The organism is Streptomyces sp. M-16 (assembly GCF_052114405.1).
Classification (GTDB): Bacteria; Actinomycetota; Actinomycetes; order Streptomycetales; family Streptomycetaceae; genus Streptomyces.
The window spans coordinates 1-18,110 of the sequence record NZ_JBFRER010000143.1; the positions used below are offsets into that span (position 1 = coordinate 1).

The 18,110-nt window shown below is 74.2% G+C and carries 16 protein-coding genes and 1 pseudogene; 11 read left to right on the plus strand and 6 right to left on the minus strand.

Going from position 1 to position 18,110, the window contains the following annotated elements; all coding sequences use genetic code 11:
• Positions 1 to 197: 197 nt before the first annotated feature.
• On the plus strand, positions 198 to 1,085 hold the full coding sequence (locus tag AB4039_RS37265; RefSeq protein ID WP_266838707.1) for a phosphatase PAP2 family protein: 888 nt from the start codon (positions 198 to 200) through the stop codon (positions 1,083 to 1,085).
• Between the two features lie 49 nt (positions 1,086 to 1,134).
• Here the strand turns inward: AB4039_RS37265 and AB4039_RS37270 are convergent, their stop codons facing one another.
• Complete coding sequence (locus AB4039_RS37270; protein WP_442272837.1) at positions 1,135 to 2,715, minus strand: amidohydrolase; 1,581 nt, start codon at positions 2,713 to 2,715, stop codon at positions 1,135 to 1,137.
• On the minus strand, positions 2,637 to 2,879 hold the full coding sequence (locus tag AB4039_RS37275; RefSeq protein ID WP_266838709.1) for a hypothetical protein: 243 nt from the start codon (positions 2,877 to 2,879) through the stop codon (positions 2,637 to 2,639). Before AB4039_RS37275 ends, AB4039_RS37270 begins: the two co-directional genes overlap by 79 nt.
• Positions 2,880 to 2,918: 39 nt before the next feature.
• Here AB4039_RS37275 and AB4039_RS37280 point away from each other — a divergent pair, with 39 nt between their 5' ends.
• Entirely contained in the window at positions 2,919 to 3,071 is a 153-nt protein-coding gene (locus tag AB4039_RS37280) for a hypothetical protein (protein ID WP_266838710.1), read from the plus strand.
• A gap of 88 nt (positions 3,072 to 3,159) precedes the next feature.
• The gene (locus AB4039_RS37285) at positions 3,160 to 3,495 is read left to right on the plus strand and encodes a hypothetical protein (RefSeq protein WP_442272838.1); all 336 of its coding nucleotides are present in this window, start codon (positions 3,160 to 3,162) and stop codon (positions 3,493 to 3,495) included.
• A gap of 149 nt (positions 3,496 to 3,644) precedes the next feature.
• Here AB4039_RS37285 and AB4039_RS37290 read toward each other — a convergent pair whose 3' ends face one another.
• Positions 3,645 to 6,632, minus strand: a complete 2,988-nt coding sequence (locus AB4039_RS37290) for a bifunctional [glutamine synthetase] adenylyltransferase/[glutamine synthetase]-adenylyl-L-tyrosine phosphorylase (protein ID WP_266838712.1) — start codon at positions 6,630 to 6,632, stop codon at positions 3,645 to 3,647.
• 208 nt (positions 6,633 to 6,840) lie between these two features.
• Here AB4039_RS37290 and AB4039_RS37295 point away from each other — a divergent pair, with 208 nt between their 5' ends.
• The 4 genes from AB4039_RS37295 (at position 6,841) to AB4039_RS37310 (ending at position 12,357) form a co-directional block, all read left to right on the plus strand.
• Complete coding sequence (locus AB4039_RS37295) at positions 6,841 to 9,183, plus strand: PIG-L family deacetylase (protein ID WP_266838713.1); 2,343 nt, start codon at positions 6,841 to 6,843, stop codon at positions 9,181 to 9,183.
• A 276-nt stretch (positions 9,184 to 9,459) separates the two neighbouring features.
• Entirely contained in the window at positions 9,460 to 11,541 is a 2,082-nt protein-coding gene (locus AB4039_RS37300; RefSeq protein WP_442272839.1) for a PIG-L family deacetylase, read from the plus strand.
• Between the two features lie 100 nt (positions 11,542 to 11,641).
• On the plus strand, positions 11,642 to 11,791 hold the full coding sequence (locus AB4039_RS37305; protein WP_266838715.1) for a hypothetical protein: 150 nt from the start codon (positions 11,642 to 11,644) through the stop codon (positions 11,789 to 11,791).
• A gap of 230 nt (positions 11,792 to 12,021) precedes the next feature.
• Complete coding sequence (locus tag AB4039_RS37310; protein ID WP_442272840.1) at positions 12,022 to 12,357, plus strand: hypothetical protein; 336 nt, start codon at positions 12,022 to 12,024, stop codon at positions 12,355 to 12,357.
• A gap of 62 nt (positions 12,358 to 12,419) precedes the next feature.
• On the opposite strand, the gene AB4039_RS37315 is transcribed toward AB4039_RS37310, so the two are convergent.
• Positions 12,420 to 13,781, minus strand: coding sequence for a glutamine synthetase family protein (locus AB4039_RS37315; protein ID WP_266838733.1), 1,362 nt, complete (start codon positions 13,779 to 13,781; stop codon positions 12,420 to 12,422).
• 222 nt (positions 13,782 to 14,003) lie between these two features.
• On the opposite strand from AB4039_RS37315, the gene AB4039_RS37320 reads away from it, so the two are divergent.
• From AB4039_RS37320 to AB4039_RS37330, 3 genes are all read left to right on the plus strand, one after another.
• The gene (locus AB4039_RS37320) at positions 14,004 to 14,342 is read left to right on the plus strand and encodes a hypothetical protein (RefSeq protein WP_266838734.1); all 339 of its coding nucleotides are present in this window, start codon (positions 14,004 to 14,006) and stop codon (positions 14,340 to 14,342) included.
• Positions 14,343 to 14,412: 70 nt separating this feature from the next.
• Complete coding sequence (locus AB4039_RS37325) at positions 14,413 to 15,063, plus strand: DUF3105 domain-containing protein (RefSeq protein WP_442272841.1); 651 nt, start codon at positions 14,413 to 14,415, stop codon at positions 15,061 to 15,063.
• A complete protein-coding gene (locus tag AB4039_RS37330; RefSeq protein WP_266838736.1) occupies positions 15,060 to 15,728 on the plus strand; it encodes a DUF305 domain-containing protein in 669 nt (222 codons plus the stop codon). The genes AB4039_RS37325 and AB4039_RS37330 overlap by 4 nt, the downstream gene beginning before the upstream one ends.
• A gap of 16 nt (positions 15,729 to 15,744) precedes the next feature.
• Here the strand turns inward: AB4039_RS37330 and AB4039_RS37335 are convergent, their stop codons facing one another.
• On the minus strand, positions 15,745 to 16,626 hold the full coding sequence (locus AB4039_RS37335; protein WP_442272843.1) for an alpha/beta fold hydrolase: 882 nt from the start codon (positions 16,624 to 16,626) through the stop codon (positions 15,745 to 15,747).
• 92 nt (positions 16,627 to 16,718) lie between these two features.
• A complete protein-coding gene (locus AB4039_RS37340) occupies positions 16,719 to 17,450 on the minus strand; it encodes a DUF998 domain-containing protein (protein WP_442272842.1) in 732 nt (243 codons plus the stop codon).
• Between the two features lie 258 nt (positions 17,451 to 17,708).
• Here AB4039_RS37340 and AB4039_RS37345 point away from each other — a divergent pair.
• A pseudogene (locus AB4039_RS37345) lies at positions 17,709 to 18,110 on the plus strand (hypothetical protein); the annotation flags it as partial.

The following is an 18,110-nucleotide window of genomic DNA, read 5'->3' on the forward strand; positions in this document are numbered from 1 at the left end:
CCGTTGTACTGGACGTACTCGGGTGCCCCGCCAACGCGGCGAGGTGCGGTGCCGGGCGGCGCGGGCCAGGCAAGATCCGGAAGAGACGGCCCAGGGGACCCTGGGTCCGCGGGTACTCCGCAGGGCTGAGCACGCGCGCCGAAGACCGTCCGGAGGGATGATCGGAGGCGAGAAGGCATCTGGCAGACTCTCTCCCCATGGGTGAAGCGAGCGTGAAGACACTGGAAACCCGGACGGACGTCTCGTCGCCCATCGTGAGCGAGGGAGAGGTCCGCCGGGAGTCCGAGCGCACCCTCCTCGCCCGGCTGCGCCTGCCGCGGCGCCCGCGCATCTGGTTCGAGGTCCTGCTGATCGCGGTCAGCTACTGGACCTACTCGCTGATCCGCAACGCCGTACCGGAGCAGAAGGCCGCCGCCCTCGCGAACGCCGACTGGATCTGGAGCGTCGAGCGCGCTCTGGGCATCGCCGTCGAGCACTCGATCAACCACGGCGTGAACTCGGTGACGTGGCTGATCGTGGGGATGAACTACTACTACGCCACCCTCCACTTCGTCGTGACCATCGGCGTACTGGTGTGGATCTACCGCTTCCATCCCGGGCGTTACGCCGCCACCCGGCTCGTGCTGTTCGCCACCACCGGCGTCGCCCTGGTCGGCTACTACTTCTACCCGCTCGCGCCGCCCCGGCTGATGAACGGGCAGCGGTTCGTGGACACCGTGCTGGTCCACCACACCTGGGGTTCGATGGCCTCGGGGAACCTCAAGCACATGTCCAACCAGTACGCCGCGATGCCGTCCATGCACATAGGGTGGTCGCTCTGGTGCGGACTGACGATCTTCGCGGTCGCGTCCGCGCCGTGGGCCCGGATCCTGGGCCTGCTGTACCCGGCCGCGACCCTCGTCGTCATCGTGGCCACCGCCAACCACTTCTGGCTCGACGCCGTCGGCGGTATGACGTGCCTGGCCTTCGGGTTCGCCGTCACGCGGATCTGGTACGGCTCGCTGCCGCACCGGCTGCCGCGCCAGCCGGTGCACACCGGCCCGCACCCCGCGTCCGCGGCCCTGCTGAACCGCTTCCGCCGCTAGGCCGTCCCTTCCGGATCTTGTCGGTCGGGCCCGCGTCGGAAGAGACCGCCTAGGCCTCCCCGTGGGTGATCCGGCCGCCCGACACGGTCAGCCGGATCGGGGCATCGGCCAGCTCGTCCGGGCCCGCCGTGACCGGGTCGACGGTGAAGGCCGTCAGGTCCGCGCGCAGACCGGGCGCGATCCTTCCCGCCACCGCCTGCTCTCCGGCCGCGAGCGCCGCGTGCGAGGTCATCCCCTCCAGGGCCATGAGGCCGGTCAGGGCCCGTCCGCCGGCAGCCGCGCCGCGGGGGCGCAGGGCCGTGGCGAGGACCTGGCGGGCGTCGTGGTGGGCGATGGGCCAGTCCGAGCCGAGGGCCAGGACGGCTCCCGCGTCGCGCAGGTCCCGGCAGCGCCAGGCCCGTCCGGCGCGTTCGTCACCGAGCCGCTTCGACCACTCGTCGGTGTGGTCGGCCCGGGTGTAGGCGGTGTGCGGGGGCTGCATGGAGGCGATCACCCCGATCTCGGCGAACCGCTCCAGCTGGTCGTCGGGGACCGTCTCGATGTGTTCGATCCGGTGCCGCATGCGCGCCCGGGGCCCCAGGGCGGCGACCGTGTCCAGGACGTGGCGGACGGCCGCGTCGCCGATGGCGTGGGTGGCGGTGCCCACCCCGGCCGCGTCGAGGACCCCTACGGCCCGGGAGTAGGCGTCGGGGTCGGGCCAGAAGGCCTCGGTGCCCTGCCCGTGGCAGTCGGCGTGCCCGAGCCAGGCGGTGCCGCCCTCGACGGTGCCGTCCATGAAGAACTTGACCCCGCCGACCTGCCAGTGGCGGCCGCCCCGGCCCTGGAGGGCGATCAGTTCCGCGAGGGCGTCCCCGTCCGCGCCCGGCATGCACCAGGGGGCCAGGCGCAGCCGCAGCGGGAGGTGGCCCTCGTACTCGACGGTGGCGAGCAGGGCCGGTACGTCCCCGTCGCCGAGGTCCATGACGTGGGCGCCGGTGAGGCCGGTGGCGGCCATGTCGGACAGCAGTGCGAGGAGGCGGGCGCGGCGCTCGGCGGACCGGGGTTTGGGGGCGAGGGCTCCGACGAGGGCCATCGCCGCGTGCTCGACGAGGTGTCCGGTGGGTGCTCCGTCGGCGTCGCAGACGATCTCGGAGCGCTGGGCGAAGGCGCGGGGGCCGGTGATCCCCGCGACGGCGAGGGCCGGGCCGTTGGCGAGGGCGGAGTGGCCGTCGTAGAGGCGCAGGAAGGCGGGGGCTCCGCCGAGGGAGTCCTCGATCAGGTCCCGGTGGACCGGTCGGCCCCCGAAAGCGTTGTGGTCGAGGCCCCAGCCGAGGACCCAGCCGCCGGTGCGCGGGGCCGTGCGCAGGGCCGCGCGGAGCTGGTCGAGGTCGCGGACGGCGGTGAGGTCGGCGCCGGCGGACATCTCGATGCCCCAGACGGGGTGGCTGTGGGCGTCGGTGAGGCCGGGGGTGAGGGTGGCGCCGCCGAGGTCGATGACCCGGGTTCCGGGTCCGCGCCAGTCGCGTACGTCGCTCTCGTGGCCGACGGCGAGGACGTGTCCGCCGCCGAGGGCTACCGCGCCGGCCTCGGGGCGGGCGGGGTCGAGGGTGCGGACGCGGGCTCCGGTGAGGACGGTGTCGGCAGCGGGCACGGCTCTGCTCCTTCAAGGGGTTCGGGGTCTTCGGCGAAGCGGGCGCAGACGTCGGGGCGGCGGGTGCGCAGGCGCCCGGCGAGGGCTGTTCCGGCGAGGAAGACGGCCGGGACGAGGGCCGGGACGAGGGCCACGAGGACGATGTTGACGGTGGTGGAGGCCATCGTGAAGAGGCCGCCCTGGACCTGGCGGCCCCCGAGGCCATGTGGGAGCCGTCCGCGCGGACCCCCCTGCTGGCCGCCGCCCTGACGGCGGGCGGCCCGCACCGCGCGGACGCGGCCTTCGACCTGGCCCTGGCGGCCCTGCTCGCGCACGCCGCGACCCTGCGGGAAGAGGGGGAAGGCGGCGCACCCTAGGCCCGGGACCCGGCCGCCGCACGTCCCCGGTCGGCGCTCGGAGCAACCCCCGGGTGCACGCCCCGGGCGGGGCCGTGAGCCTGGGTCCATGAGCACGCACAGGGTGGTGGTCCAGGCGCCGGACCCGCGCGGTCTGCGCGCGGTGACCGTCGACGGCGTGCCCGCGGGCAGCGCCTGGTCCCGGCGCGACCTGCGCAGACAGCTGCGCCGCGCGGGACTGCCGCCCGGCATGGACCTGGAGGACCGGGCCTCGGTCACCCGGCGCGGGGCGCACGGCACCGTCTGGCCCGACCGCACGGGCCGCCGACGCGCCACGATCGCGCTCCTGACGGCCGGTCTGCTCGTCTCGGCCCTCCTGCTCGCCGACGCGAGGAACACCGGCAGGTACGGAGTCCAGCGCCGAACAGTGGCATCGACGTTCTGATCTCTCCACGCGATTCCAAGGGTCACGTGTCGCCCGACGCCGAGTCCTCGGAGAGGTACGGCGTCGACCAGTACGACTCCGCGGTCACCGAGATCCCCTTCGCCACGCTGCTGGACGCCGCCCGCTCCCAGGCCCCGTAGGACCGGCGCCTACGCCCCGTAGAAGAGCTCGTCCACCACCGCGCGGGCGCGCCGCGTGATGCGGCGGTAGTCGTCGAGCATCTCGCCGACCCTGCCCTCCGGGTAGCCGAGGTAGCGGCCGACCGCCGCCAGTTCGCGGGCGTCGGCGGGGAAGGTGTCCCCGGCCCGGCCGCGGACCAGCATGACGGCGTTGCGGACCCGGGTGGCGAGCACCCAGGCCTCGTCGAGGACCTGCGCCTCCTCGGTCGGGATCAGCCCGGCGGCGTGGGCGGCGGCCAGGGCCTGGCGGGTGCGGGTGGTGCGCAGGCCCGGTTCTGCCCAGGCGTGACGCATCTGGATCAGCTGGACGGTCCACTCGACGTCGCTGAGGCCGCCGCGGCCGAGTTTGGTGTGCAGGGTCGGGTCGGCGCCGCGCGGCATCCGTTCCGATTCCATCCGGGCCTTGAGCCGGCGGATCTCGCGCACGGCGTCCTCGCCGAGGCCCTCGACGGGGTAGCGCAGGGGATCGATCAGCTCGATGAAGCGGCGGCCGAGGTCGTCGTCGCCCGCGACCGGCTCGGCGCGCAGCAGGGCCTGGCTCTCCCAGGTCAGGGACCAGCGGCGGTAGTAGGCCGCGTACGAGGACAGGGTGCGCACGAGGGGTCCCGAGCGGCCCTCGGGGCGCAGGTCGGCGTCGATGAGCAGCGGCGGGTCGGCGGTGGGGAGCTGCAGGAGGCGGCGCATCTCGGCGATGACGGTCTGGGCGGCCTTGGCGGCTTCCTGTTCGTCGACGCCCTCGCGGGGTTCGTGGACGAACAGGACGTCGGCGTCGGAGCCGTAGCCGAGTTCGTGTCCGCCGAAGCGGCCGACTCCGATGACGGCGAAGCGGGTGGGGAGGGTCTCGCCCCATTGGTCGCGGACGGCGGCGCGCAGGGCGCCGGCGACGGTGGCGGCGGTGAGGTCGGAGACGGCGGCGCCGACCCGGTCGACGAGGGCGCCGGGGTCCTCCTCGGCGGGGCTGTCCTCGGTGCCGTAGGAGGCGATGATGTCGGCGGCGGTGGTGCGGAAGAGTTCGCGGCGGCGGACCCCGCGGGCGGCGGTGACGGCGGCCTCGCCGCTTTCGGCGCGGCCGACGGCGGCGAGCACCTCCTGTTCGAGGGCCTCGTGGGTCCGCGGTTCCAGGCCTCCGGCGTCGCCGAGCAGGGCGACGGCCTCGGGGGCACGCATGAGGAGGTCGGGGGCGAGGCGTCCGGCGGACAGTACGCGGGCCAGGTTCTCGGCGGCGGCGCCCTCGTCGCGCAGCAGGCGCAGGTACCAGGGGGTCTTGCCCAGGGCGTCGGAGACCTTGCGGAAGTTGAGCAGCCCGGCGTCCGGGTCGGCGGAGTCGGCGAACCAGCCGAGCATGACGGGCAGCAGGGTGCGCTGGATCGCGGCCTTGCGGCTGACGCCGGAGGCGAGGGCTTCGAGGTGGCGCAGGGCGGAGGCCGGGTCGGCGTAGCCGAGGGCTTCGAGGCGCTGGCCGGCGGCGCGGGGGGAGAGCCTGGTCTCGCCGGGGGCGAGCTGGGCGACGGCGTCGAGCAGGGGCCGGTAGAAGAGCTTCTCGTGGAGGCGGCGGACGGCGGAGGCGTGCCGGCGCCAGGCCTTGTTGAGTTCGGCGACGGGTTCGGTGCGCAGGCCGAGGGAGCGGCCGAGGCGGCGCAGGTCGGCCTCGTCCTCGGGGACGAGGTGGGTGCGGCGCAGCCGGTAGAGCTGGATGCGGTGTTCCATGGAGCGCAGGAAGCGGTACGCGTCGTTGAGCTGGGCGGTGTCGGCGCGGCCGACGTAGCCGCCGGCGGCCAGGGCGTGGAGGGCGTCGAGGGTGGTGCCGGAGCGCAGGGTGGCGTCGCTGCGGCCGTGCACGAGCTGGAGCAGTTGGACGGCGAACTCGACGTCGCGCAGCCCGCCGGGGCCGAGCTTGAGCTCCCGGTCGATCTGGGCGGCCGGGATGTTGTCGACGACGCGGCGGCGCATCTTCTGGACGTCGGCGACGAAGTTCTCGCGTTCGGCGGCCTGCCAGACCAGGGGCGTTATGGCCGCGATGTACTCGGCGCCGAGCGCCTCGTCGCCGGCGACGGCGCGGGCCTTGAGCAGGGCTTGGAACTCCCAGGTCTTGGCCCAGCGCTGGTAGTAGGCCAGGTGTGAGGAGAGGGTGCGGACCAGGGGGCCGTTGCGGCCCTCGGGGCGGAGGTTGGCGTCGACGGGCCAGATGGTGCCCTCGACGGTGGTCTCGGAGCAGATCCGCATGAGGTGGGAGGCGAGGCGGGTGGCGGCCTGGACGCCCTTGCCCTCGTCGGTGCCGTTGGCGGCTTCGCCGACGAAGATCACGTCGACGTCGGAGACGTAGTTGAGTTCGTTGCCGCCGCACTTGCCCATGGCGATGACGGCGAGCCGGCACTGGCGCGCGTCCTCGGGAGCGGCGGCGGCGGCGATGCGCAGGGCGGCGCGGAGGGTGGCGGTGGCGAGGTCGGCGAGTTCGGCGGCGGCCTGGGCGACGTCGGTGGTGCCGCAGACGTCGCGGGCGGCGATGGACAGGAGGCAGCGGCGGTAGGCGACGCGCAGCGCGACGGGGTCGTGGGCGTCGGCGAGGCCCTGCTCGAACTCGGCGAGGCCGGGGTGCAGGTCGGCGGCCTCGTAGGTGACCAGGGCCTGCCAGTCGCGGGGGTGGCGGGCGAGGTGGTCGGCGAGGGCCTCGGAGGCGCCGAGGACGCCGAGGAGGCGGTCGCGCAGGGGTTTGGCGCTGACCAGGGTGTCGAGGAGCACGGGCAGCTGGTCGGCCGGCTGGGCCTCGGCGAGCCGGACGAGGCCGAGGAGGGCGAGGTCGGGGTCGGCGGTGGCGCCGAGGGCGTCGAGGAGCACCGGGTCGGTGCGTACGGCGGCCAGCGCGTCGGCGTCGAGGAGCCGGGTCGCGGCGGACGGGTCGGTGAACCCGCTGCGCAGCAGTCGGATGAAGGTGCTGCTCCTGCGTCCCGGGACTGTCATCCCGCCGCCTCCCGAGTGCGTCGCCGCCGGTGGTCGGCCGGCGCTGCCGGTGGTGGTGGCCGGCCTGGGGCGAGCCTAGCCGGAGCAGGCGTTCGACTCACCGGCGTGTCGTGGCGAATATCATGAGGCGGATTATCAGATTTTCTGGTTACTTTTAGATCTATGCGTCAGGGGCCCGGTCCCCGTCCGGCCGGTTGCGAGGAGCCCCATGTCCGAAGGACGTCCGTTCTCCGCCCCGACGCCGCCTTCCGTCCCGGCCCCGCGCCGGCCGGCCGCGCCCGCTCCCCGGTCGTCCTCGACCGCGGCGGCACCGCGCCTCGAACCGGAACCGGCCACCGCACCCTCCGACGCGAACGGACCCCGCGGCGGTTCCGGCCGTCCCGAGGTACCCCGCCAGGCCACCGGGCCGGGCCCGGCCGCGTACCCGCACCTCTCCGGGCGGCCCTCCCACCACCGGCCCGCGCACCCCGCGCTCCACCGGGCCCGGATCGTCAAGGCCGTGGCCGCCTGCGCGGCCGCCGCGGCCGCCGGCATGCTCGTGCTCCGCGGCAACGAGGCCTACGCCGCGCTCGACGCGCCCACCGGCGCCGACTCCCGGCTGACCACCGCCACCACGGCCGGCACCCCCGACCCCGGCCGGGTGCTGCAGATCGTCGCCCACCCCGACGACGACCTGTACTTCATGAACCCGGACCTGCGGTACTCCATAGCCGCCGGCCACCCCGTGACCTCCGTCTACCTCACCTCCGGCGAGGCCGACGGCATCAACGCGGGCGCCGCCAAGGAGGCCTCCACCGCACCCAACAAGCCCGCCTACGCCGAGGCCCGGCAGAACGGCATCCGCGCCGCCTACGCCAAGATGGCCACCGGCGACCGCAGCAGCCCCTGGAAGCGCAACGTCGTGGCGACCAAGGGCGGCGGCCACGCCGAGGTCGACGTCCTGGAGGCCAAGCCCGAGGTCAGCCTCGTCTGGCTGCAGATGCGCGAGGCGGGCAACGTCTACGGGGACGCCCCCGACAGTCTCCACGGCCTGTGGGACGGCAGGGTTCCGCGCCTGGAGTCGATGCTCGCCTCCGGCACCCCGGTCAAGCAGCGGTTCACGTACACGAAGGAGCAGGTCGTCCGGACGATCGAGGGCGTCCTGGAGACCTACCGGCCGACGACGATCCGGATGCAGGACCCGACCCCCGGCCGCTTCCCGGACACCAAGCGGTACACCGACCACCAGGACCACTTCTACGGCGCCCGGTTCGTGCAGACGGCCGCCGAGGCCTACGCCCGGGAGGTCAAGGACCGCCCGCACTTCGCCGTGCAGAACTACGTCGGCTACTTCAACAGCTCCCTCCCCCTCGCCCTGGACCCCGGCGAGGCCAAGGAGAAGCTGGACATCCTGGACACCTACGCCTGGCTCGACCGGCAGAACCACTGCGGCAGCGAAGCCGGCTGCGGTGACCTCAAGGTCGCCGACCACCCCTCCGGCAACCGCTGGACGGACTCCATCAACTACGCCCGCGACACCAGCACCTCCTGGCTCGCCTCCGACCGGGACCACGGCCTGTGGGCCTTCAAGGTGCTCGACGGCCAGGTCGCCCTCTGGCACCGCACCGGCCTGATCGGCAGCTGGAGCGGCCCCCGCCTGCTCCCGGGCACCGGCATGGACCAGGGGATCTCCACCGTCACCCTGCCGGACGGCCGGATAGCCGCCTTCGGCACCCGCACCACCTTCGGCGCCCGGCCCGCCGACTACCGCCGCGAGGTCGTCTACGCCGTCCAGCGGGACCCCGGCTCCGAGGAGTTCGGGGAGTGGCAGTCCCTCGGCACCCCCGAGGCCGCCGACGACACCTGGACCTCCGACATCAGCGCCCCCGCCGTGTCCGTCGACGGCACCGGACTGGCGGCCGTCTACGTCCGCGACGGCGCCTCCGGCCTGCGGGGCCGCGCGCAGCGGGCCGACGGGAGCTGGGGCCCCTGGGAGAACCACGGCGGGACCGACCTGCACGGCACCCCGGCCACCGCCACCGACGGGGCCGGGCGCCGGATGGTGTTCGCCGCCACCACCAAGACGGTGATCGGCTGGACGCAGCCGGAAGCGGGCGCACCGCTGGGCCCGGCCACCCACACCGGACTGCCCGACACCACGCTCCCGCTGACGGCCGAGGCCCGCGAGGGCGGAGTACGGCTGTGGTTCCGCAAGCCCGGTTCCGGCAACGTCCGTACCGCCCTGATGACGGGCGAAGGCGGCCTGAAGGTGAACAACCTCACCGACCTCGGCGGGCTCCAGGGCTTCGGTTCGGTGACGGCGAGCGGGCACGTGCTGGCCGGCCGCACGGCGGGCGGACGCCTCGGCTCGGACGTGGGCATCGGACAGCCGTGGCAGCGCTCGCCGCTGATGTTCGCCGGCGCGCCGTCCAGCACGATGACCGGGAAGAACATGGTCAGCCTGGCGGTGGTCGGGCTCGACGCGCGCCTCTACGTCACCTCGTCGGCCGACGAGGCCGACGCGTACCTGGCGCCGTGGCAGCCGGTGGGCCCGCGCAGCACGGCCCCGTAGCGCATCGCCCGGGAGACATCCGGATACAGGTAAATAGCCTCATATCGCCTCCAACACCCCATTCCGGGGTGTTGTTTGCGTTCCGGGCCCGCCAACCACGTCCACGATCCGGGCACTTGTGCGCGTCCGCACCCGCACCGTGCACCATCACAACCGGTCATTTCCGGAAAGCACGCGTCATCGGCGAAATCGGTGAACCAACTCCCCCGTTTTGGCCTCTCACTGACTGCACAGCGGTTCTTCCTGCCCGTCCGGAACGACCTCAAGGCGTGACCGATGCCCGTATCCCGCCGCCGCTTCCTCCTCGCGGCCGTGGTGCCCATGCTCACCGTGGGCGCCTCCGGTGCGCTCTCCATCGCCTCCGGCCGCCAGACCTCGGCCGAGGCCACCCAGAACGACCGGCCCGGCCGGGGCCCGGTCCTCCCCGCCAGCACCACCTCCGGCACGGTGGTGCAGATCGTCGCGCACCCCGACGACGACCTGTTCTTCATGAACCCCGACCTCAGCAGGTCCCTCCTCGCCGGCCTCCCGCTCACCACCGTCTACCTCACCTCCGGCGAGGCCGACGGCCGCAACGAGGCGCACGGCGGCGAGGCCAGGGACCCCGAGCAGCCCGCCGACCGCGCGCGCTACGCGGAGGCCCGGCAGAACGGCATCCGCTCGGCGTACGCCCAGATGGCCACCGGGGACCGCACGAGCGCGTGGACCCGTACGGTCATACCGACCGCCGGCGGCGGACAGGCGGAACTGGACGTCCTCGTCGCCCGGCCCCGCGTCAACCTCGTCTGGCTGCAGCTGCGCGAGGCCCGCAGCCCGGCCGGCGACAACCCCGACAGCCTGCGCGGCCTGTGGAACGGCCGGATACCGGCGCTCGGCGCCCAGCTGACCACGGGTACCCCGGTCCGGCAGTCGTTCACGTACACCAGGGACCAGGTCGTCGACTCGATAGCCGGGATCCTGGAACGGTACCGGCCTACGACGATACGCATGCAGGACCCGACGCCGAACCGGTACGCGGACACCGGCAAGTACACCGACCACCAGGACCACATGTACGGCGCCCGCTTCGTGCAGGCGGCCACGGCCGCCTACGCCGAGCGCGTCACGGACCGGCCGCGCTTCACCGTCCAGAACTACCTCGGCTACCACAACGGCACCCTCCCCCACGCCCTGGACCCGCAGACCGCCGAAACCAAGATCGGCTTCCTGAAGACGTACGCCTGGCAGGACCGCACCGACTACTGCGGCAGTCCCTCGGGCTGCGGGGACCGCAAGGTGGCGGGCAGCCCCACCGGCCGCAACTGGGCCCAGTCGCTGCGCTACGCCCGCGCCGACACCACCTCCTGGCTCGTCGAGGGCACCCCGGGCCGCCTGTGGGCCTTCGCCGCGCTCGACGGCCGGATGGCGCTCTGGTCCCGGGACCCGGCCGGGAGCTGGACCGGGCCCGCGCTGCTGCCGGGCACCGGCATCGACCCCGGCGCCACCACCGCCCGCCTCCCCGACGGCCGCGTCGCCGTCCTCGCCACCCGCACCACCCTCGGACCCCGGCCGGCCGACTACCGGCGCGAGGTCGTCTACGCCCTGCAGTCCGCGCCCGACGGCCCCTTCGGCCCCTGGCAGTCCCTCGGCACCCCCGAGCCGGGGGACGAGCCCGGCACCTCCGCCATCAGCGCCCCCGCGGCCGTCGCCGACGCCGGGGGCCGCCTCACCGTCTACCTCCGCGACACCCGCCGCACCCTGCGCGCCCGGGTCCAGCAGCCGTCGGGCGCCTTCGGCGACTGGGAGCGGCTGGGCGGCGAGGACCTGCAGAGCGACCCCGTGACCCTCACCGACGCGGCCGGGCGGCGCCACGTCTACGCCACCACCACCAAGTCGGTCCTCGCCTGGACCCAGCCCTCCCCCGGGGCCCCGCTCACCGGGCCCCACCCCACCGCCCTGCCCGCCACCACCGTGCCCCTCTCGGCGGCCCGCGACGGCGCGGGCGTCCGCCTCTACTTCCGCCGCCCCGACTCCGGGGTGGTACGGACCGCCCTGGTCACGGCCGGTCCGGGCGCTCCCCAGGTCACCGGCCTCGGCGAGTCCGGCGGCCGGGCCGGCTACGGGGCGGTCGCCGCCGCGGGCCGCGTCCTGACGGGCCGGGCCGACACCGGTACGGTCGCCACCGCGGCCCTCGGCGGGCCGCCCGCCTGGACCGAGTCCCGGATGCTGTACGCGGGCGCCCCCTCGGCGGCCCCCGGCCCCGCCGGCACCACGACCACGGCGGTCCTGGGCCTGGACGCCCTGCTCCACACGGCGACCACCCGCCTGGCCGCGCCCCCCGCCACCTGGCATCCGGCCGTCACACCGGCCACTCCGTGACCCCCGTCCTCCCGGCGGGCGGGTGCGCCCCGTGCGCCCCACCTGCCCGCCGATATCCTGGAGGGAGCATCGGGGGCTTCTCCGCACGGAGGACGACACGATGAACCGGCACCGCCTCCTCACGCTCCTGGCCGCCCCGCTCCTCGCTTCCCCGGCCGCCACCCCCGCCTTCGCCGCCCCGGCGGCGGCCCCGCCCGCGGCCGCGTCCTGCGAACTGGTCGCGACCGGGGAGGGCGGGGACACCTCGTAGACCCTCGTCCTGGAGGGCTTCGACCCGGGCCAGTCCGTCACGGTCAACGGCCCGCGCACCAGCCAGCGCATCCGGACCGGCGACGAGGGCTCCCTCCAGCAGGACAACGTCCGCTACGGCAGGTACAGCGTCGCCTTCAAGGCCGGCGGCTCCGGCCACGGCAACCGCATCGGCTGCCTGACCCCGCCCCGGCACAGAAGCAGGACCAGGGCGGCGGCAAGCGGGGCAAGGTGCGGGTCACCCAGCTCTCGGTCGCCACCCTCACGAAACCGGGCACCACGGTCGACTGCTCCCAGCCGAACAAGGCCGAGTTCGACGGCAAGATCAGCGGCACGGGCAAGGGCGACGTCCCCTCCTTCTGGACCTTGGCCTCCAGCTCGGACCCCATCGAATCGGGCAGGGCCCACTTCGACCCCGGCACCGAGAGCGTCTCCCTCCTCAAGGTGGTCGACCTCCAGCCCACGGTGAACGGCGCCCCCCAGAGCGGCTTCGTCACCCTCCACGTCCCGTCCGCGAACCTGACGGCCCGCAGCGACCAGGTCACCCTCACCTGCGCGAAGCCCTGAAACACCTCCGGACCGCCGGTCGCTGACCGACGGCCCGGACGGGGCAGGGCTGTGATCTGCGGTTACAGCACCGGGAGGTTCTTGCGGAGTTCGAAGGCGGTGACCTCGCTCCGGTACTCCTCCCACTCCTGCTTCTTGTTGCGCAGGAAGAAGTCGAAGACGTGTTCGCCGAGGGTCTCGGCGACCAGTTCGCTGCGTTCCATCAGGGAGATGGCCTCGCCCAGGTTCTGCGGGAGGGGTTCGATGCCCATCGCGCGGCGTTCGGCGTCGGAGAGGGCCCAGACGTCGTCGTCGGCGCCCGCCGGGAGTTCGTAGCCCTCCTCGATGCCCTTGAGGCCCGCCGCGAGGAGGACCGCGTAGGTGAGGTACGGGTTGGCGCCCGAGTCGATCGAGCGGACCTCGACCCGGGAGGAACCCGTCTTGCCCGGCTTGTACATCGGGACGCGGATCAGTGCCGAGCGGTTGTTGTGGCCCCAGCAGATGTACGAGGGGGCCTCGCCGCCGGAGCCGGCCGTGCGGGAGGAGCCGCCCCAGATGCGCTTGTAGGAGTTGACCCACTGGTTGGTGACCGCGGCCGTCTCCGCCGCGTGCTTGAGCAGGCCCGCGATGAAGGAGCGGCCGACCTTGGAGAGCTGGTACTCGGCGCCCGACTCGTAGAAGGCGTTGCGGTCGCCCTCGAAGAGGGAGAGGTGGGTGTGCATGCCCGAGCCCGGGTACTCCGAGAAGGGCTTGGGCATGAAGGTGGCCTGGACCCCCTGTTCGAGGGCGACCTGCTTCATGACCAGGCGGAACGTCATGATGTTGTCGGCCGTGGAGAGCGCGTCCGCGTAGCGCAGGTCGATCTCCTGCTGGCCGGGGGCGCCCTCGTGGTGGCTGAACTCGACCGAGATGCCCATGGATTCGAGCATGGTGATCGCCTGGCGGCGGAAGTCCATGCCGACGTTCTGCGGAGTGTGGTCGAAGTAGCCGGAGTTGTCCGCCGGCACCGGGCGGGAGCCGTCCAGCGGCTTGTCCTTCAGCAGGAAGAACTCGATCTCCGGGTGGGTGTAGAAGGTGAAGCCCAGGTCGGAGGTCTTGGCCAGGATGCGCTTGAGGACGAAGCGCGGGTCCGCGAAGGACGGGGAGCCGTCCGGCATCAGGATGTCGCAGAACATCCGGGCGGTCCCGGGGGCCTCGGCGCGCCACGGCAGTATCTGGAAGGTGCTCGGGTCCGGCTTGGCGATCATGTCGGACTCGTAGACCCGGGCGAAGCCCTCGATCGCCGAGCCGTCGAAGCCGATGCCCTCGTCGAAGGCCTGCTCCAGCTCGGCCGGCGCGACGGCGACGGACTTGAGGAAGCCGAGCACGTCGGTGAACCACAGGCGCACGAAGCGGATGTCCCGCTCCTCCAGCGTCCGGAGGACGAATTCCTGCTGCTTGTCCATGCCTTCATCCTCGCAGTTCAGACGATCCGTGCACCACCGCCCCGAAGGACCGGGGGGCGCACAGTCGGGCCCGCCCAGTATCGCCAATGGTGGTTTCCGCCACATTACGCACCCCCGAAAGCCGATGACACCCCCGCACTGACCACCGAGCCGTCATGAGCATTACCATCTGCGCCCATGGGGGGCTGGGAGCACACGCGGAGCGGGAGCCACGGGCGACCCGTGCGCCGCGCTGCCCTCCTGCTGCTGATCTCCTTCGGCGTGGCCGCCTGCGTGGCCTTCCTGTGCGCGCGGCCCGCCGCCGCGCACCCGCCGCACCCGGGCGGTTCCGGGGCGCATTCCGCGCACGCCGCCTGCGTGTCCCCGTACGACCTGCCGGGCTGCTCCCCGCTGGCCCACGTGACCCCGGCCGTGCTGCCCGCCACGCCGCCCGCCGTGGCGCTGCCGCAGGACCGGGTGGCGCCCGCCGTCCGCCCGGCCGCCGCGGCCGGGCCGGTACGGCCGGACGGCACCCTGGCGCGCGCGCCCGGCCTGTACTCCCTGCAAGTGCTGCGGACGTGAGCGCCGCGGCGCCCCGGGCGCACCCACGGCTCCACCACGACACCCCCCTCAGCAGAAGGAACCAGGGCACATGGCCAGCAGGACGTCGGACAACACCTCCCGCCAGAACCGCATAGCCGAGATGCGGCGCGCCGAGAAAGCACGCGACCGGCGCAACAAGTTCCTCGCGATCGGCATCTCCACGGTGATCGTCGCCGGACTCGTCGGCTTCGGGTCGTGGCTGCTGATCGAGCAGAAGCAGAAGGACAAGGACTCGGCCGCCGCGCGCAAGGCGCCCGTGAGCGGCGAGCGCGAGTGGGACGTCAAGAAGCTCGGCCGCAACCACGTCGAGACCCCGGTCAAGTACGAGATGAACCCGCCGGTCGGCGGCGACCACAACCCCCGCTGGATGAACTGCAACGGCGACGTCTACAAGAACCCGATCCCCGAGGTCAACGCCGTGCACTCGCTGGAGCACGGCGCGGTGTGGGTGACGTACAACGAGAAGGCCGCTCCGGGCGACATCGAGGCGCTCGCCGGGAAGGTGGGCAAGACCCCGTACACGCTGATGAGCCCGGACAAGGAGCAGGCCGGGACGATCATGCTGAGCGCGTGGGGCAAGCAGCTGACGGTGGACAAGGCCGACGATCCCCGGGTGGCGCAGTTCTTCACCAAGTACGTGCAGGGCCCGCAGACGCCCGAGCCGGGCGCCGCCTGCACCAACGGGCTGGCCGACAAGTGACCCGTACGTACTGGGCCGCGGGCGCGGCCGTCGTCCTCGCGGTGCTGTTCGCGGTGGGGGCCACGGTCGCCACCGCGAACGGCGGCTCGGGCGGTTCCTCCGCCCCCTCCTCCACTCCGGCGCTGTACTCCCCGGACGCCGGTTTCGCCCGGGACATGGCGGTGCACCACCAGCAGGCGGTGGAGATGTCCTTCATCGTCCGCGACCGCACCCAGGACGAGCCGGTGCGCGGCCTCGCCTACGACATCGCCAACACCCAGGCCAACCAGCGCGGCATGCTGCTGGGCTGGCTGGACCTGTGGGGGCTGCCGAAGGTGCTGGCCGACGAGCCGCCGATGTCCTGGATGTCCGCCTCCGAAGGGGGCGGCGAGCACGCCGGGCACATGGGGCACGCGACCAAGCCCGGGGCGCTGATGCCCGGCATGGCGACCAAGGAGGAGCTGGACCGGCTCGGCGCGGCGAACGGCCGGGACGCGGAGGTGCTCTACCTCCAGCTGATGACCGACCACCACAAGGGAGGCGTCGCGATGGCCCAGGGCTGCGCGGCGCAGTGCCGGACGCCGGCGGAGCGGGCGCTGGCCCAGGGCATGGTCGCGGCGCAGCAGTCGGAGCTCACCCTGATGGCGGACATGCTCAAGCAGCGCGGGGCGGCCCCGCGCGGGTGACCGGCGTACGCGCGGGTCAGTCCGCGGGGGCCGTCGGGGTCGTCGCGTCCGTCGGGGCCAACGGGTCCGGGGGGTCCGGGGGGTCCGGCGCGTGCTGGAGCGTCCGGGCCACGTCGTCCGGGCGGTCCAGCATGACGAGGTGGCCCGAGGGTTCCGCTACCTCGAAGCGGGCGCCGATCCGGTCGGCGAGGTCCGCCTGGCGGGCGAGCCAGCGCAGGGCCGCGCGGCCGGTGGTGCCGTCGTGGCCGGCGAGGACGGTGGCGGGCGCGGCCAGCGGGTGGTCCGCGCGCAGGGCGAGCAGCTCGGCGGCGGTGTCGGGGTAGCGGGCGTTCTCCAGCAGGGCGCCCCGCCAGACGCGGCCGGAGCGGTAGCAGCGGCGTACGAGGTCCCGCGCGGCCGGGTCCGCGGCCCCGCCCGTCCGGCCGGCCCGTACGACGCCGCGCCGGACCGCGGGTCCCAGCGCGGCCGGGATCCCGGCGGCGGTCACGGCCCGGCCGAGGGCACGGGCGGCGCCGGTGCGCCAGGCGGCGGGCAGCCTCGTACGGGGGCTCTCCTCGACGCTGGAGTCGACGAGGACCAGCGCGGCGGTACGGCCGGGGTGCAGCCGGGCGAAGGCCTCGGCGTGGAACCCGGCGAGGGAGTGCCCGGCGACGGTGACGGGGCCGGTCAGACCGAGCGCGTCCAGCAGGGCGGCGATCCGGTGGGCCTCGTCGGCGGCGCCCGCGGGACCGGGCGCGGGGGCGCTGAGCCCGTGGCCGGGGCGGTCGAAGCGGACCACGGTGCGGCCCCGCGCGGCGAGCAGCGCGGCCACGGGGTCCCAGTCGAACCAGGCCAGGGCGAGCCCGGCGCTGAGCACCACGACGGGGCCGCGGCCCTCGACGACCACGTGCAGGGGGATCCCGTCGACCCGGACGAAGGTGCCGGGGGCCGTCCCGGTGCCGGGGGCCGTCCCGGTGCCGGGGGCCGTCCCGGTCGTGTGCGGTCCTCGCGTCACGTGCGGCCCTCGCGGTGCACGGAGTGGGCCAGCACGCCGAGCCAGATCGCCACCAGCAGCACCTGCAGCCGCTGGCCCGCGCCGAGCGCCCATGTGCCGTGCCCGGCGGTGAACAGGGCGATGGCGGTCAGGGTCCAGACGGTGGCGAGGAGTTCCAGGGCGACGAGGGCGGGGCCGAAGCGGGCGAGCGGCGCGAGGCGGCCGTAGCGGCGGGCGGCGACGGTGAGGGCCACTATCCCGAGGAGGGCGCCGGTCATGGCGAGGCTGCTGCTGACGGCGTGCGCCTGGTGGGTGGCCGGGACGAGACCGGCGGTCTCGCGGGCGGCACACACGGGATCGACGGTCGGCCGGCAGCTCAGCGGCAGCCAGGCGTCGGCGGCGGTGGCGGCGCCGAAGAGGGTGATGCCCGCCCAGCCGGCGACGGCCCAGGGACCGCGGGACCCGGGGTGCCGTGGCAGGCGCGCCAGGGCGAGGAGGCCGCCGAGGAAGGCGAGGAGGCCGGCGGTGAAGTCGGTGGCCCGGAAGAGGCCGCCGAGCGGCTGGTCCTGGGCGGCGAGCTCGCTGACGTACGTCTCGATGGGGTTGACGCCGGTGGAGAACACGACTTCGAGCACCCAGGCGGTGTAGGCGGCGGCTCCGAGTCCGATGAGGACGACAACGGCCTGGGCGCCGCCTCCGCCGGCTCCGTTGCCTCGACCGGCGCTTCCGGCACCTTCGGGGGCGTTCATGCGCATAGTGTGAGTGATCCTCAGCAGATCCGGGGTGGGCGCGGGGACTCCTCGCGGGACCGCCGGACTCCCCGACCGGGAAACGTGCCGGGGTACGGGAGCGTTCCCCGGGCACCGGCCCCGATCTCGGCAGTTCGGTCGATTTCCCCGGGGGCCGGGGCCGGACGGGGTATCCGGTTGGAGGCGGGCGGAGCGCGTGGCAGGCTGGCGCAGGCCCCTGTACGCCGTACACCGCACTTCCGAGGGACTCCGCCAGGCATGAGCACGCCCCCGAACCCGCACGACAGCCCGACCGAGCCCGAGGGAACGCCGATACCGCCGCCGGGGCCGTCCCTGGCGAAGGCCCCGGCTCCGGCGACGCCCGGGACGACCCCGGCGCCCGAGGCGACCGAGCCGCCCCCGGAGAAGGCCCCGGCCCCCCCGGAAGCGGCCAAGCCCTCCCTGGAAAAGGCCCCGCCCGCCACCCCGGAAGCCCCCGAGCCCTCCCTGGAAAAGGCCCCCGCCACCCCGGAAGCCCCCGAGCCCTCTCCGGAGAAGGCGCCGCCCACCCCCGAGGTCCCCAAGCCCTCTCTGGAAAAGGCACCGCCCGCCCCCGAGGCGGCGCCCGCGACTCCGGCCCCCTCGGCGCAGCCCGCCCCGCCGCAGACCCCGCCTCCCGCC

Coding starts and splice junctions, on each gene's coding strand:
- AB4039_RS37295 (WP_266838713.1), top strand. CDS start 6,841: ATGTCCGAAGGACGTCCGTTCTCCGCCCCGACGCCGCCTTCCGTCCCG.
- AB4039_RS37280 (WP_266838710.1), top strand. CDS start 2,919: ATGTGGGAGCCGTCCGCGCGGACCCCCCTGCTGGCCGCCGCCCTGACG.
- AB4039_RS37305 (WP_266838715.1), top strand. CDS start 11,642: ATGAACCGGCACCGCCTCCTCACGCTCCTGGCCGCCCCGCTCCTCGCT.
- AB4039_RS37315 (WP_266838733.1), bottom strand. CDS start 13,781: ATGGACAAGCAGCAGGAATTCGTCCTCCGGACGCTGGAGGAGCGGGAC.
- AB4039_RS37300 (WP_442272839.1), top strand. CDS start 9,460: ATGCCCGTATCCCGCCGCCGCTTCCTCCTCGCGGCCGTGGTGCCCATG.
- AB4039_RS37325 (WP_442272841.1), top strand. CDS start 14,413: ATGGCCAGCAGGACGTCGGACAACACCTCCCGCCAGAACCGCATAGCC.
- AB4039_RS37275 (WP_266838709.1), bottom strand. CDS start 2,879: ATGGCCTCCACCACCGTCAACATCGTCCTCGTGGCCCTCGTCCCGGCC.
- AB4039_RS37340 (WP_442272842.1), bottom strand. CDS start 17,450: ATGAACGCCCCCGAAGGTGCCGGAAGCGCCGGTCGAGGCAACGGAGCC.
- AB4039_RS37290 (WP_266838712.1), bottom strand. CDS start 6,632: ATGACAGTCCCGGGACGCAGGAGCAGCACCTTCATCCGACTGCTGCGC.
- AB4039_RS37285 (WP_442272838.1), top strand. CDS start 3,160: ATGAGCACGCACAGGGTGGTGGTCCAGGCGCCGGACCCGCGCGGTCTG.
- AB4039_RS37265 (WP_266838707.1), top strand. CDS start 198: ATGGGTGAAGCGAGCGTGAAGACACTGGAAACCCGGACGGACGTCTCG.